This is a genomic window from Roseovarius sp. BRH_c41, assembly GCF_000961715.1.
Classification (GTDB): Bacteria; Pseudomonadota; Alphaproteobacteria; order Rhodobacterales; family Rhodobacteraceae; genus Roseovarius.
The window spans coordinates 32,292-45,934 of sequence record NZ_LADY01000015.1 but is presented as its reverse complement, the minus strand read 5'-3'; the positions used below and the strand labels follow the sequence as shown (position 1 = coordinate 45,934).

Below are 13,643 nucleotides of genomic sequence, written 5' to 3'. Positions count from 1 at the left end.
CGGCGCTTAATTCTGCGCCCGCAGCAGCAGCGCAGTCACCGGATCAAGCCCTGCGTCCTTTGCCAGATCGACGCCCCCATCCAACCGGGTCAGCATGGCGCGGACCGTCTCATTGCCGTCGATCACACCTTGGGCCAGTGTGACCAGACCCTGCAAACCATCATGCACCTCAGGGGCAAGCGCAGGCTCTTGCCATATCGCAATCACCCCGCAGACCAGCAATGAGACGCCTGTCAGCCATGCCCATCGTTGCGCCCGCCGGGCACGGGCCGCCGCTTTGGTCTCGGCAGAGTCAGAAAAAGGGCGCGCATGGGTCATGCGCGAAACCTCACAATTTCCCATGGCAAGATTATGGCAAAAGTCAGCTCCACCCCGGAATAAACCTCGCGCCCACGCGTTCTCCTGACATCCCCGGTCACTGCGACTTGGGACAGGGAATGCAATCGCGCCCATCTCCGGCGCATGAACAAAGGGACCACGACAATGGCACAACTCACAGGAACCGACAGCGCAGACCGCCTGATCGGCACCGCCTTTGCGGATCAGATCGTCGGGCTTGATGGCAATGACACAATCTTGGGCGGGAGTGGCAATGACGCCATCAACGGCAATGACGATGGCGACCAACTCAGGGGCGGCGCAGGGAATGACACCATCGAGGGCGGCAAGGGCGAAGATGCGCTCTACGGCGGCCTCGGCAATGACAGCCTCAGCGACGAGAGCGGCGATGACAGCCTCTTTGGTGGCGACGGTAACGACACGGTCGACGCTGGCGAAGGCAACGATCTGCTCACCGGCGGCACCGGCAATGATCAGATGTTTGGTGGCGAAGGCAATGACACGATGTCGGGCGGCACAGGCAGTGACGTGATGAACGGTGGCTCAGGTGACGACGTCCTGAACGCGGGCACCGGCGCGGATCGCCTCTTTGGCGGCGAAGGCAATGACATCCTGCGCGGCGGCGGCGGGCGCGATACGCTCTCGGGCGGCGAGGGCAATGACCTCATCGACGGTGGCCATGGCAATGACGTGATGACCGGCGGCGAGGGGGCCGATACCTTTGTGTTCAAGTTCGGGCGCGACGTGATCACCGATTTTGAGCCCGGCGACGATCAGATCGACCTGACCGGCATCAACGGCGTCAACGATTTCGATGATGTGCTCAGTGCCGCGCGCGTCTCTGGCACCAATATCGTGCTCGACTTTGGCGCATATGAACTCACCCTGCGCGATTTCAGCCTGTCGCAACTCGACTCGGATGATTTCATCCTGTGAGGATTGCCACGCCCCTGCCACTGGTGGGGGCGTGCGCCCGGATCAGAGGTTCTCGGCCTGCGGCATGCCCAGCACGTGATAGCCACCATCGACATGGATGATCTCACCACTGGTGCAGGCCCCGGCATCGGACGCCAGATAGACCGCCGTGCCGCCGATGGCCTCCAGCGTCGCATTGGCCCGCATCGGTGCATTGATCTCGGTATGGCGAAACGTCTTGCGCGCGCCGCCGATCGCGGCCCCGGCCAGCGTTTTCATCGGTCCGGGGCTGATCGCATTGACGCGGATCCCATCCGGCCCCAGATCATTCGCCAGATAGCGCGTCGCCGATTCCAGCGCCGCCTTGGCCACGCCCATCACATTGTAGTTCGGAACCACCTTGTTCGACCCCTGATAGGTCAGGGTCAGCAGACAGCCACCCTGATCCTTCATCATCGGATAGGCGCGCCGCGCCACCTCGATGAAGGAATAGGCCGAGATTTCCAGCGAATGCTTGAAATTGGCGCGGCTGGTGTTCAAGAACCGCCCCGTCAATTCCGACTTGTCGGAATAGGCAATCGCATGCACCACGAAATCAATCGTCGGCCACCGCCCCGCCAATGCCTCGAATGCCGCATCAAGCGAGGCATCGTCGGTCACATCGACATCCAGCAAAAAATCAGACCCAACGCTCGCCGCGAGCGGCTCCACCCGCTTGGCAAAATTCTCACCCTGATAGGAAAAGGCCAACTCCGCCCCCGCCGCATGCATGGCTCGAGCGATCCCCCAAGCGATGGAGCGGTCATTCGCCACCCCCATGATCAGGCCGCGCTTGCCTTGCATTGCATTCGTCATCTGCGTCTCATCCGTGATATTTGCTCAACAGCATCGAGCCATTCGTGCCACCAAAGCCAAAGGAATTGGTCATCACCGTATCCAGCCCAGCCTTGTCCACCCGCACCGTCGCAATCTCCTTCGGATCAAGCGCAGGATCAAGCGTTTGCACGTTGATCGACGGGGCAATGAAATCATTCTCCAGCATCAAGAGGCAATAAATCGCCTCCTGCGCGCCCGTGGCCCCTTGGGAATGGCCCGTCATCGACTTGGTGGAACTGATCGGCGGCGTGCTGCCCTGACCAAACACCCGCCGCACGGCCTCGACCTCGCCCACATCGCCCACGGGTGTCGAGGTGCCATGCGCGTTGATATAGCTCACGCGCCGCCCTTCGGGCAGCGTCGCCACCGCCAGCCGCATCGCCCGTTCGCCGCCCTCGCCCGAGGGCGCCACCATATCTGCGCCGTCCGACGTGGCGCCATAGCCCGTCACCTCGGCATAGATCTTGGCCCCGCGCGCCTTGGCACGCTCCAATTCCTCGAGCACGACAATGCCGCCCCCCGCCGAGATCACGAACCCGTCGCGCCCCACGTCAAAGGCGCGGCTCGCGGTCGCGGGCGTGTCGTTATACCTGGACGACATCGCCCCCATCGCATCAAAGAGACACGACAGCGACCAATCCAATTCCTCACCACCGCCCGCAAACATCACATCCTGCTTGCCGAACATGATCTGCTCCGCGGCATGGCCAATGCAATGCAGGCTCGTGGAACAGGCCGAGGTGATCGAATAGTTGAGACCCTTGATCTTGTAGGACGTGGCCAGATTGGCCGAAATCGTCGAACACATCGTCTTGGGCACGGCAAACGGCCCGATCCGCTTGGTCGATCCGGTTTCCAGAGCCACCTGATGCGCCGTCAGCATGGCGCTTGTGGACGGCCCGCCCGATCCCGCGACAACCCCGGTACGCGGGTTGATCACGTCGCTTTCCTCTAGCCCCGCATCGGCGATGGCCTGACCCATGGCGATATAGGCATAGGCTGCCCCACCCCCCATGAACCGTAATGCGCGCTTTTCCACATGCTCGGTCACATCGAGCTTGATCGCCCCGGCCACCCGGCTGCGAAAGCCATGTTCGGCCATGGCCTCATTTGCGGTGATGCCCGACCGGCCCTCGCGGAGCGCGGCCAGAACCTCAGAAGCGTTGTTGCCAATGCTGGAGACAATCCCCAGACCGGTTACGACGACACGACGCATGGGTGCCTCCCTCTGCTTTGTTACAGCCTCTGTAAGACAGCGTGAGTTGAGGGGCAAGCGGTTAGCGGGGATCACGACGCAGGCAACGCACGCTCAGGTAACGAATTTCGCAACTCTCCCCCAGAGATCAGCCGACCGCAGCCCCAATCGTAAACAGCCCGAACGCGCCCAAACCCAACCAATCCGTGAACGGGCCGCCCGTTGGACAGGCCAGGATCACCACGCAAAGCCCTGCGTATAAAACCCGCGTACACATGGCACAGGCTGTACACAGCCAAACCTCGATGGATGATCCGATCGGGCCGTCATTCAGCGGAAAATTGCATCGCCCTGCTCGTCGATGACCTGCTTGGCCTTACGCACGCAAAACGCATTGGCCTCGTCCAGACTGGCAATGGTATCGGCCCGCAAAAGCTGATGCACCTTCACCTCGCCTGCGATGTCCTTCTCGATCCGCGCCGCGACCCGATAGCCGCCTTCCGCGGCCTGCGGTGCGGGGAAGATACGGAAATCCTTGTATATTTCCGCCTGCACCTCTGGTTCTGCCTTGGGCTTGCCCCCAAACAATCGCGACAGGATCGACATGCGGCCTCCGATTTGGTTCAAACGACTGGATGGGCGAAATGCCCGTAGGGTGCGCATTCATTGCGCACCCCATAACCCCCTGTTTTCAATTGTGGATTTTCACCCACCCTACTGATCCAGGAAACTCCGCAGCTTGCGGCTCCGGCTGGGATGCTTCAGCTTACGCAGCGCCTTGGCCTCGATCTGACGGATACGTTCTCGGGTCACAGAGAACTGTTGCCCCACCTCTTCCAGCGTGTGATCGGTGTTCATGCCAATGCCGAACCGCATCCGCAAAACCCGCTCTTCGCGCGGGGTGAGGGATGACAGAACCCGCGTCGTGGTTTCCTTGAGGTTGTCCTGAATAGCGCTATCCAACGGAAGAATAACGTTTTTATCCTCGATGAAATCGCCAAGCTGGCTGTCTTCCTCGTCGCCGATCGGCGTTTCCAGCGAAATCGGCTCCTTGGCGATCTTCATCACCTTGCGGACCTTTTCCAGCGGCATCTGCAGCTTTTCGGCCAGTTCTTCCGGCGTCGGTTCGCGGCCAATCTCGTGCAGCATCTGACGGCCCGTGCGCACCAGCTTGTTGATCGTCTCGATCATATGCACCGGAATCCGGATGGTGCGCGCCTGATCCGCGATGCTCCGCGTGATCGCCTGACGGATCCACCAGGTTGCATAGGTGCTGAATTTATAGCCCCGGCGATACTCGAACTTGTCCACCGCTTTCATCAGGCCGATATTGCCTTCCTGAATGAGATCAAGGAATTGCAGGCCACGGTTGGTGTATTTCTTGGCGATCGAGATCACCAGCCGCAGGTTGGCTTCGACCATTTCCTTCTTGGCTTGGCGTGCCTCTTTCTCGCCCTTCTGCACCTGCTGCACGATCCGGCGGAATTCCGAGATATCGAGACCGACATATTGGCCGACCTGCGCCATATCGGCCCGCAGTTCCGACACTTTCTCGGGGCTGCGCTCGATGAACATCTGCCAGCCACGCCCGGCCTTGCGCGCCATATCGTCCAGCCAGTTGGGGTCCAACTCGCGCCCGCGATATTCCTCGACGAATTCCGAACGGTTGATACGCGCCTGATCGGCCAGTTTGACCATGGCACTGTCGATTTGCATGATCCGGCGGTTGATGCCGTAGAGCTGATCAATCAGCGCCTCGATGCGGTTGTTGTGGAGATGCAGCTCATTGACCAGTTCGACAATCTCGCTACGCAGGGTCTGATAGGTCTGCTCCTGTTCGCGGCTGAACGAGCCATCCTCGTTCAGCGTCGCGGAAATCCGGCTGTCCTGCATCTCGCTGAGCTTGGCGTAGTCATCCGCGATGCGGTCCAATGTCTCAAGCACACGGGGCTTGAGAGCAGCCTCCATCGCGGCAAGGCTCATATTGGCCTGCTCGTCTTCTTCATCGTCGTCATCGGAATGGATCGGATTGCCATCGGCATCAAGATCGGGCTCGTTGTCATCTCGACCCAGATTGCCGGGGGCGCTGGTGACATTGGCGGCGCCGACCACCGGCTCTGCATCCTCATCGCCCAGTTGCGTGCCAAAGGTCGCCTCAAGGTCGATCACATCGCGCAACAGAATGTCTTCGCCCAAAAGTTCGTCGCGCCAGATTGTAATCGCCTGAAAGGTCAGCGGGCTTTCGCAGAGACCCGCGATCATCGTATTGCGCCCGGCCTCGATCCGCTTGGCGATGGCAATCTCGCCCTCGCGGCTCAAAAGTTCGACCGATCCCATCTCGCGCAGATACATGCGCACGGGATCGTCGGTCCGGTCGAGTTTCTCTTCCTTGCCAGAGCCCAGAGTGATCTCACCCCGACGCCCGATCTCTGCAACAGCGGTCGAGCGGCCCTCTTCCTCTTCTGCATCCTCGGCCTCGATGATATTGATGCCCATCTCCGAGAGCATCGACATCACATCCTCGATCTGCTCCGACGACACCTGATCCGGCGGCAGAACTTCGTTCAACTGGTCGTAGGTGATGAACCCCTTTTCACGCGCCTCAGCGATCATCCGCTTGACCGCCGCTTGGCTCATATCAAGCGAAACCTCGGTATCCGACTCGTCGGGCTTTTGATCGTCGGTATCTTTGGCGGCCATGAATGACTCCTCAGCTATGGGCGGGACAGGTGATTCGGTTGACCCGAATCAATAGCGCGATATCTTGATTCGCACACCCGTCTACTCCGATTTCTTCAGCACTTCCTTACGAAAAACAGTCATCGTCCCGGTTTAGAAAAGGTTATCTTGCCGAGCAAGGCGTTGAACTGTTCTTTCTCATCACGTTTGATCCGCGCTCCGTTCTCGCCCAGATCGTATTCTGCCCTGTCCTCTTGCTGGCTGCGTGTTGCGCGATTACGCGCCTCTGCCGCCTGTCCCAACCGCCATGTCAGCGCCTCGTCGGCTAGCCCGTCGATATCCTGGCTGGCTTCGGAGACTTCTGCCAGCCACCCACGCTGCGCCTTGAGCTTGGCCAACTCCTCGCTCAGGGTCATGGTTGCCAGATCCTCATCACCGGGATGCCGGACTGGGGGGATCAAAGCGACATGGGGCAAACTCATCAGCTTTTCAAGGGGCCCGAGACCAATCTCGGCTTCGATCTGCTCGCGCAGAGCCTCCACATCGCCACTTTCATACCGCAGGATGATCTCGCGCAGTCGCGCATGATCCGGATCGCGACATTCCAGCTGTTCGATCCCTGTCTCGAACCGCGCCATGACCGATGGGCAGCAGATCAGCGTTGCCAGAATGACCGCCTCCCGAAGGTGGATCTCTCCGCCCGCGCCCGAAGCCACCAGCATCGAGGATTTCGTCACCGCCCGCGCCGGTTCCGGTGGTGGCCATTTGCCGCCACGGGTGCGAGGCGTGAAAGTGCTGGCGCTGCGACGCGGATTGAAAAGTTGCCAGCGCAGGTCCTTGATCGCCTGCCCGTAGTGACTGCGGATCGAGGGATCGCGAATCATCATGATCTTCTCGCGCAGCACCTTGTCGAGCGCCGCCTTGCGCTCCGGGCTGTCGAAATCGCGCCCCTCCGTCTCACGCTGCCACAAGAGCTGCACCATGGGCCATGCGCCCTCGATATGCGCTTGCACCGCGCTTGACCCCTCCGAGCGCAACACATCGTCCGGGTCCTTGCCCTCAGGCATCAGCGCAAAGCGCAGCGATTTCCCAGCTTCCAAGAGCGGCAGCGCCAGATCAATCACCCGGTAGGCTGCGCGCAGCCCGGCGGTATCGCCATCCAATGCAATCACCGGCTCAGAGCTGATCCGCCACATGAGTTGCAATTGATGCTCGGTCACAGCCGTGCCCAGAGGGGCCACCGCCGCCCCAAATCCTGCTGCAACCAGCGCGATCACATCCATATAACCCTCGGCCACGATCAGCGTCTGGCCCTTGCCCGACGCCTCGCGTGCAGGCCCGTGATTATAGAGCGTGTGGGATTTGTCGAAGAGTTCGGTTTCCGGCGAATTCAGATACTTGGCATTGTCATTCGGGTCCATCGCCCGCCCGCCAAAGGCAATGCAGCGCCCGCGCGCATCGCGGATCGGAAACATGATCCGGTTGCGGAATGTGTCATAGGGCTTGCCACCCTTGGTGCTGTCCTTGGCAAGACCGCAGGCCATGATCATCTCGGGCGGCACGCCCTTGCCGGTCAGATGCTCCCACAGACCTTGCCAGCCGTCGGGGGCAAAACCCATATCGAACTGGGCCTGCGTCGCCTCAGTCAGATTGCGTCCCTTGAGATAGTCGCGCGCCGCAGCCCCGGCCCCGCTGCGCAATTGCAGGCCGAAATATTTGACCGCCTGCTCCATCACCTCGATCAACTGCCCGCGCCGATCCGCCTTGGTCTGCGCCTGTGGATCACGCTCGGGCATCGGCATGCCCGCCTCAGCCGCGAGGATTTTCACCGCTTCCATGAAATCGACATTCTCGGTCTCACGGACAAACGCGATCGCGTCCCCCTTGGCGTGACAGCCAAAGCAATAGTAAAATCCCTTTCGGTCATCCACATGAAAAGACGCGGTTTTTTCCTGATGAAAGGGGCAAGGCGCCCACATGTCGCCTTTGCCTTGATTGGATTTGCGATTGTCCCACGTCACCTTGCGCCCGACCACTTGGGAGAGCGAGAGGCGGCTTTGCAATTCGTCGAGAAATCCGGGGGGCAGGCTCATGCCCCTATATTGGACGCGCGCGGCTCAGAGTCCAGAGGGCTTACTGCGCCTCGCACTGGGCTACATAGCTTCCTGCCACATCCTCGGCCATCTCCGCTTCGGTCAGCGAATAGACCCAATCGACCAAGGGCTGAACAGCAGGCTCATAGGCAGCCAGATCGCCCACCATATCCGCACTGATCGCCGTGATCGTCTCCGGCGCGTCCTCACCGGATTTGCGCGCCTCCACCGCACGACCCACTATTTCGCCAGTGGGCGCACAGATGGGATTCTCAGCAACGGCCGTTACCGGCAACAGGGTCAGGGCAGCAATCAGGATCAGACGCATCGCGCACCTCATATCTATCAGTCGCGACGTGCTTAGGATATTCTGAGCGCTTTGTCAGTGCCTCACGTTGGGGAAATATGCCGCGCTGCGACCCGTCGCATGGCGGTTTCCACCTCATGGACCAAGGTTGTCGCCATCGAGCGAAATACCATGACCTGCCAGAGATCCGTCGCTATCCGGCTGACCGATCCCGCCATATGCGCCAACTCCGTGCGTGCGGTATGTCCCGGCTCAAACACCGAAGCCCGCAGATCGAGCGGACATAGCCGCGCCAGTACCTCGCCCGCCTGCCGTCCCTCAAGCTGCAAAACGGCCCAAGCGTCCGATTGATCGCTCAGCGCCGCGTGATCCGCCAAACCGCTCACCGGATCAGGACCGATCAACAACGCCATTTCGCGCCCGAACCAGATAGCCCGCGCCTCTGCGCCCCCGGTCATGCGTCCCGGCTCCGGCCATGCCAAACCATGCGCCGCCTGCATCACTTCGGACAAGGTCGCCTCGCATCCCCGATAAGGCGCCAGCGACGTGATCCGCCCCGCAGCGACTTCGCTCAGTTTCAAGCCCCCCACCGTCACCGGCAAAAGGCCCGCACAGGGGGTCAATGCCCTCAAATCACCCACGCAACCGCCCTCCTTCGGGATCGACCTGCACCAGTTTCATCACCTCGCAAATCGTCTCGGACTTGCGCAGATGATCGACAACGCGCACCCGCTCACCAATCCGCACCGGTCCGCGCTTCAAAAACCCCATACCGATGACATGGCCTAGGCTGGGCGAATAACAGGCACTCGTGACATAGCCCTGATCCGTGTCACGCACCGCCTCGGCTGCCTCGTCAAAGATATGTGCGCCCGCCAGCAGTTCCTTGACCGCGCCCACCGGTTTCAAACCCACCAATTGCTCGCGGCCCGCCTCGGTCAACCCGACCCGCGATGCCGCCGCTTTGCCGATGAAATCCTTCTTGGTGCTCATCATTGCCTGCATCCCAATGTCAAACGCGGTCACGCGACCATGTATTTCGGCATGGGTGATAAAGCCTTTCTCGATCCGCAGGACATTGAGCGCCTCCAGCCCGTAAGCCCCGCCGCCCATCCCCTCGGCGCGCTTGACCAACGCGGCAAAAAGAGCCGCCCCATAGCGCGCGGGCACCGCAATTTCATAGGCATGCTCGCCCGAGAACGAAATCCGAAAGAGCCGCGCCGCGACCCCGCCGATCTGCACCGCGCCGCAGGCCATATAGGGAAATCCGGCGTCGTCGATCTCTGCCTCCAGCACCCCATTCAGCAACTCCCGCGCTTGCGGTCCGGCAACGGCGAATTGCGCCCATTGTTCTGTGACGGAGATGATCCGCACGTCCCAGTCGGGCCGCAACACCTGAGAGACAAACTCCAGATGCCGCATCACCTGCCCCGCCGCCGCCGTAGTGGTGGTCATCACGAAATGCGTCTCGCCCATGCGCGCGCAGGTGCCATCATCCATGACATGCCCATCCTCACGCAGCATGAGACCATACCGCACGCGGCCCACCTTCAGCGTCGAGAACATGTTGGTATAGACGAAATCGAGAAACCGTGCCGCATCCGGGCCTTGCACGTCGATCTTGCCGAGGGTGGACACATCGCAGATACCAACCGATCCGCGCACCATCGTCACCTCGCGGTCGCAGGATTGCCGCCAATGGCTCTCGCCTTTCTGCGGGAAATAGCTGGGCCGATACCATAGCCCCGCCTCGATCATCGGCGCGCCGCGCGCGATACTTTCGGCATGCGAGGTGGTGCGCCGTTCGGGGGCAAAACCTTTGCCCTTGCCCCCGGCCCCCAAGGCCGCAATCGGCACCGGCACATAGGGCGGGCGAAAGGTGGTGGTGCCGGTTTCGGCAATACCCTGCCCGGTCGCGTCTGCCAGCACCGCCAAGGCGGCGACGTTGGAATTCTTGCCCTGATCCGGTGCCATACCCTGCGTCGTGTAGCGCTTCATATGCTCGACCGAGCGAAAGTTCTCGGCTGCGGCCTGCACCACATCCTTGACCGTCACATCATTCTGGAAATCGAGCCAGGCTCGGCCCTTGCCCGGCACCTGCCAGAGCGGGAAAATGTCATAGGTAGCATCGCCCGCCATCGGCGCAGCCAGATCGGGCGCATGAAACCCAAGCTCCACCGCCGCGCGCGCACCCTCGGTCAATCCGCTCTCCAGACAGGTGCGTGTGGAAAACGCGCCACTCGCCGCCCCTGCCACACGCATCCCCGGCACCGCCCCCTCGGGTGGCAAGAATGCCTGCCGCGCCGCATCCCACACGGGCCGCGCGCCCATATGGCAGGCCAGATGCACCGAAGGATTCCATCCGCCCGAAATCGCGAGGCAATCGGCGGCAATTCTGTCCTCACCCTTGGGCATGGCAATCTGCACGGCCTCCAACGCCCGCCGTCCTGAGGTTCCGCAAATCTGCGCACCGGGATAGAAGGGCACGTCGAGGTCGCACCGCGCGTAGGACCGCGCGTCGATCAGCGCCGCAACATGCACCCCCGCCGCCTGCAAATCGGCCACCGTGCGATGCGCGCTGTCATTGTTGCCAAACACCACCGTGCTCTGCCCCGGCGCCACGCCCCAGCGGTTGACATAGGCCCGCACCGCCCCCGCCATCATCACGCCGGGCCGGTCATTATTGGGAAAGGCAATGGCCCGCTCCAACGCGCCCGCCGCCAGCACCGCGCGCCGCGCCACGATCCGCCAGAAACACCCCTTGGGTGCATGCGATCTCTCTACCACGTACGGGGCCAGCCGCTCCAGCGCGCCATAGGTGCCCCCATCATAGGCCCCCGTGACCGCCGTCCGCGTCATGATCCGCACATTCGGCATCGCTGCCAGCTCCGCCGCGACCTCCTCCACCCAATCGACGCAGGCCAGACCATCGACCTCTTCCGTCTCCGCAAGCAAGCGCCCGCCAAGGCGCGTGTCCTCTTCGGCCAGGATCACATCAGCGCCCGCCTCCGCTGCGGCGCGTGCGGCCATCAGACCGGCAGGTCCCGCGCCGATGACCAGCACATCGCAATGCGCAAAGGCCCGTTCATAGCGATCCTCTGCGGCCTCACCCGACAACGCGCCCAGTCCCGCAGCGCGACGGATCATCGGCTCGTAAATCCCCTCCCAAAAGCGCTTCGGCCACATGAAGGTCTTGTAATAGAACCCTGCGCCCAGAAACGGTGCAAAGAGATCATTGACGGCCAGCACATCCAAACCCAGCGTCGGCCAGCGGTTCTGACTGCGCGCCCAGAGCCCCTCTTGCACCTCGACCGTCGTGGCCCTCAGGTTCGGCTCTTGCGCCGCCCCTCGCCCCACCGTCACCAGAGCATTCGGCTCCTCGCTGCCTGCCGTCATAACCCCGCGCGGGCGGTGATATTTAAAGGACCGCGCCACCATCCGCACGCCATTGGCCAAGAGCGCCGAGGCCAGAGTGTCGCCTGCGAACCCCTCATAGCGACGCCCGTCGAAATGAAAACTCACCGGGTGCCTGCGGTCGACCAGCCCCTTATCCTCGATCCTCATGCGCTGACCTCCGCTGCAAGTGCGACGTGCAAAACCTCATGCGTGACCGTGTTGCGTGTCACGATCAGCCACGCGCCACAGCCCTGTTCATGCTGCCACAAATCACGGGTCACGCCCGCCGGGTTCTCGCGGTTGTGGATGTAATCATCCCACTCCGGTGCCCAAGCCTCACCTTCGGGCCGCGTCAACGCCGCCCCCTGATAATAGAACTCGCGACGATCCCGTTCGCCACAGATCGGACAGCCAAGTCTCATCTCACCCGTGCTTTCATCGTTCCAGAAATACTCAATATCTTGCCCTTTCCGCGCCGCTCAATGCAGGTTGTGCTGCGCGCCGGTGCCTTCTTCGTCCATCAGCCCCCGGCCCGTCCGGAACCGGTCCAGCCGGAATCCCGTGGCCGCCGGATGCGGCCTGTCCGTCGCAATAAGATGCGCCATAGCATCGCCCGAACCGGGCACAGCCTTGAACCCACCATAGCACCAGCCGCAATTGAGATAGAGCCCCTCGATCCCCGCGTGGTCGATGATGGGCGAGCCATCGGGCGACATATCCATGATCCCGCCCCAACTGCGCAATACGCGGGCATTGCCGATCATCGGCATCAGCGTCATGCCCGCCTCCATCACATGCTCGACAATCGGCAGATTGCCGCGCGCCGCATAGGAGGAATACATGTCCAGATCACCGCCAAATACCAGCCCACCCTTGTCGGATTGGCTGATATAGAAATGCCCCATGCCAAAGCTGATGACATGGTCAATGCACGGCTTCAGCCCCTCGGTCACAAAGGCCTGAAGCACATGGCTTTCGATCGGCAGGCGCATCCCCGCCATGGCCGCCACCTGAGAGGACCGTCCCGCCACCACAATCGCCAGCTTTTTGGCCCGGATGGTGCCGCGCGAGGTCTGCACGCCGCGCACGCGGCCGCCCTCAACATTGATCCCCGTCACTTCGCAATTCTGGATCAGGTCCACGCCCCGGTCGCTTGCGCCCCGCGCATAGCCCCAGGCGACAGCATCATGCCGGGCCGTGCCCGCCCGGCGCTGCAAAAGCCCGCCATGAATGGGAAACCGCGCCTGATCATAATCCAGATAGGGCACCATACGCTTGAGCTGCGCCAAGCTCAGCAGTTCGGCATCATCGCCCTGATTGATCATCGCGTTGCCGCGCCGCGCAATCGCATCGCGCTGCCCGTCCGAGTGAAACAGCACGATCTGCCCGCGTTGGCTGTGCATGACGTTGTAATTCAGGTCTTCCTCCAGCCCCTCCCAGAGCTTTAGGGAATGGCTGTAAAATTCCGAATTGCCCGGCAGGAAATAATTGGCCCGCACGATTGTCGTGTTGCGCCCCACATTGCCACCGCCCAGATAGCCCTTTTCGAGCACCGCGACATTGGTGATCCCGTGGCGTTTTGCCAGATAATAGGCCGTCGCGAGCCCATGCCCGCCGCCGCCGATGATGACAACATCATAGTCGGGCTTGGGCGCGGCATCGCGCCAGTGCGCCTGCCAACCCTTGTTGCCGGTCAGCCCTTCTTTGAGAACCCTCAGCCCCGAAAACCGCATCCGCCACCCCTTTATCCTGCTGTGCCGCGACTGAACCAACTTCGCCCATCAATAGCAATGGCAGAGCCGAAGCTCTGCCATCTTTCCCGCCATTTTCAGGCCCATGCGCG

12 protein-coding genes are annotated in these 13,643 nt (G+C 61.7%); 1 reads left to right on the top strand and 11 read right to left on the bottom strand.

Annotated features, from left to right (window positions below):
* Positions 1 to 6: 6 nt before the first annotated feature.
* Positions 7 to 318, bottom strand: a complete 312-nt coding sequence (locus tag VR71_RS04375; protein ID WP_045681534.1) for a hypothetical protein — start codon at positions 316 to 318, stop codon at positions 7 to 9.
* Between the two features lie 165 nt (positions 319 to 483).
* Between VR71_RS04375 and VR71_RS04370 the strand changes: the two genes are divergently transcribed.
* Positions 484 to 1,275 carry a calcium-binding protein gene (locus VR71_RS04370; protein WP_045681562.1) on the top strand — a complete coding sequence of 264 codons (792 nt, stop codon included), beginning with the start codon at positions 484 to 486 and terminating at the stop codon, positions 1,273 to 1,275.
* A 42-nt stretch (positions 1,276 to 1,317) separates the two neighbouring features.
* Here the strand turns inward: VR71_RS04370 and VR71_RS04365 are convergent, their stop codons facing one another.
* From VR71_RS04365 to VR71_RS04320, 10 genes are all read right to left on the bottom strand, one after another.
* On the bottom strand, positions 1,318 to 2,109 hold the full coding sequence (locus tag VR71_RS04365; RefSeq protein WP_045681532.1) for an enoyl-ACP reductase: 792 nt from the start codon (positions 2,107 to 2,109) through the stop codon (positions 1,318 to 1,320).
* A 7-nt stretch (positions 2,110 to 2,116) separates the two neighbouring features.
* Positions 2,117 to 3,346 carry a beta-ketoacyl-ACP synthase I gene (gene fabB, locus VR71_RS04360; RefSeq protein ID WP_045681530.1) on the bottom strand — a complete coding sequence of 410 codons (1,230 nt, stop codon included), beginning with the start codon at positions 3,344 to 3,346 and terminating at the stop codon, positions 2,117 to 2,119.
* 309 nt (positions 3,347 to 3,655) lie between these two features.
* Entirely contained in the window at positions 3,656 to 3,931 is a 276-nt protein-coding gene (locus tag VR71_RS04355; protein ID WP_045681528.1) for an HlyU family transcriptional regulator, read from the bottom strand.
* Between the two features lie 108 nt (positions 3,932 to 4,039).
* The gene (rpoD, locus tag VR71_RS04350; protein WP_045681526.1) at positions 4,040 to 6,025 is read right to left on the bottom strand and encodes an RNA polymerase sigma factor RpoD; all 1,986 of its coding nucleotides are present in this window, start codon (positions 6,023 to 6,025) and stop codon (positions 4,040 to 4,042) included.
* Between the two features lie 119 nt (positions 6,026 to 6,144).
* On the bottom strand, positions 6,145 to 8,097 hold the full coding sequence (dnaG, locus tag VR71_RS04345) for a DNA primase (protein WP_045681524.1): 1,953 nt from the start codon (positions 8,095 to 8,097) through the stop codon (positions 6,145 to 6,147).
* Between the two features lie 40 nt (positions 8,098 to 8,137).
* Positions 8,138 to 8,425 (bottom strand): hypothetical protein, encoded by a 288-nt coding sequence (locus tag VR71_RS04340; protein ID WP_009818249.1) that lies wholly within the window; start codon positions 8,423 to 8,425, stop codon positions 8,138 to 8,140.
* A 62-nt stretch (positions 8,426 to 8,487) separates the two neighbouring features.
* Complete coding sequence (locus tag VR71_RS04335) at positions 8,488 to 9,045, bottom strand: sarcosine oxidase subunit gamma (protein ID WP_045681521.1); 558 nt, start codon at positions 9,043 to 9,045, stop codon at positions 8,488 to 8,490.
* The gene (locus tag VR71_RS04330) at positions 9,038 to 11,968 is read right to left on the bottom strand and encodes a sarcosine oxidase subunit alpha family protein (RefSeq protein WP_045681519.1); all 2,931 of its coding nucleotides are present in this window, start codon (positions 11,966 to 11,968) and stop codon (positions 9,038 to 9,040) included. Before VR71_RS04330 ends, VR71_RS04335 begins: the two co-directional genes overlap by 8 nt.
* A complete protein-coding gene (locus tag VR71_RS04325) occupies positions 11,965 to 12,222 on the bottom strand; it encodes a sarcosine oxidase subunit delta (RefSeq protein ID WP_045681517.1) in 258 nt (85 codons plus the stop codon). The genes VR71_RS04330 and VR71_RS04325 overlap by 4 nt, the downstream gene beginning before the upstream one ends.
* Before the next feature lie 57 nt (positions 12,223 to 12,279).
* Positions 12,280 to 13,533 carry a sarcosine oxidase subunit beta family protein gene (locus tag VR71_RS04320; protein WP_045681515.1) on the bottom strand — a complete coding sequence of 418 codons (1,254 nt, stop codon included), beginning with the start codon at positions 13,531 to 13,533 and terminating at the stop codon, positions 12,280 to 12,282.
* Between the last annotated feature and the right edge of the window lie 110 nt (positions 13,534 to 13,643).

What these genes read in the sequence shown, in the direction of transcription:
- VR71_RS04365 (WP_045681532.1), bottom strand. Translation starts at nt 2,109, where the DNA reads ATGACGAATGCAATGCAAGGCAAGCGCGGCCTGATCATGGGGGTGGCG.
- VR71_RS04340 (WP_009818249.1), bottom strand. Translation starts at nt 8,425, where the DNA reads ATGCGTCTGATCCTGATTGCTGCCCTGACCCTGTTGCCGGTAACGGCC.
- VR71_RS04355 (WP_045681528.1), bottom strand. Translation starts at nt 3,931, where the DNA reads ATGTCGATCCTGTCGCGATTGTTTGGGGGCAAGCCCAAGGCAGAACCA.
- VR71_RS04370 (WP_045681562.1), top strand. Translation starts at nt 484, where the DNA reads ATGGCACAACTCACAGGAACCGACAGCGCAGACCGCCTGATCGGCACC.
- VR71_RS04325 (WP_045681517.1), bottom strand. Translation starts at nt 12,222, where the DNA reads ATGAGACTTGGCTGTCCGATCTGTGGCGAACGGGATCGTCGCGAGTTC.
- rpoD (WP_045681526.1), bottom strand. Translation starts at nt 6,025, where the DNA reads ATGGCCGCCAAAGATACCGACGATCAAAAGCCCGACGAGTCGGATACC.
- fabB (WP_045681530.1), bottom strand. Translation starts at nt 3,346, where the DNA reads ATGCGTCGTGTCGTCGTAACCGGTCTGGGGATTGTCTCCAGCATTGGC.
- dnaG (WP_045681524.1), bottom strand. Translation starts at nt 8,097, where the DNA reads ATGAGCCTGCCCCCCGGATTTCTCGACGAATTGCAAAGCCGCCTCTCG.
- VR71_RS04375 (WP_045681534.1), bottom strand. Translation starts at nt 318, where the DNA reads ATGACCCATGCGCGCCCTTTTTCTGACTCTGCCGAGACCAAAGCGGCG.
- VR71_RS04330 (WP_045681519.1), bottom strand. Translation starts at nt 11,968, where the DNA reads ATGAGGATCGAGGATAAGGGGCTGGTCGACCGCAGGCACCCGGTGAGT.
- VR71_RS04320 (WP_045681515.1), bottom strand. Translation starts at nt 13,533, where the DNA reads ATGCGGTTTTCGGGGCTGAGGGTTCTCAAAGAAGGGCTGACCGGCAAC.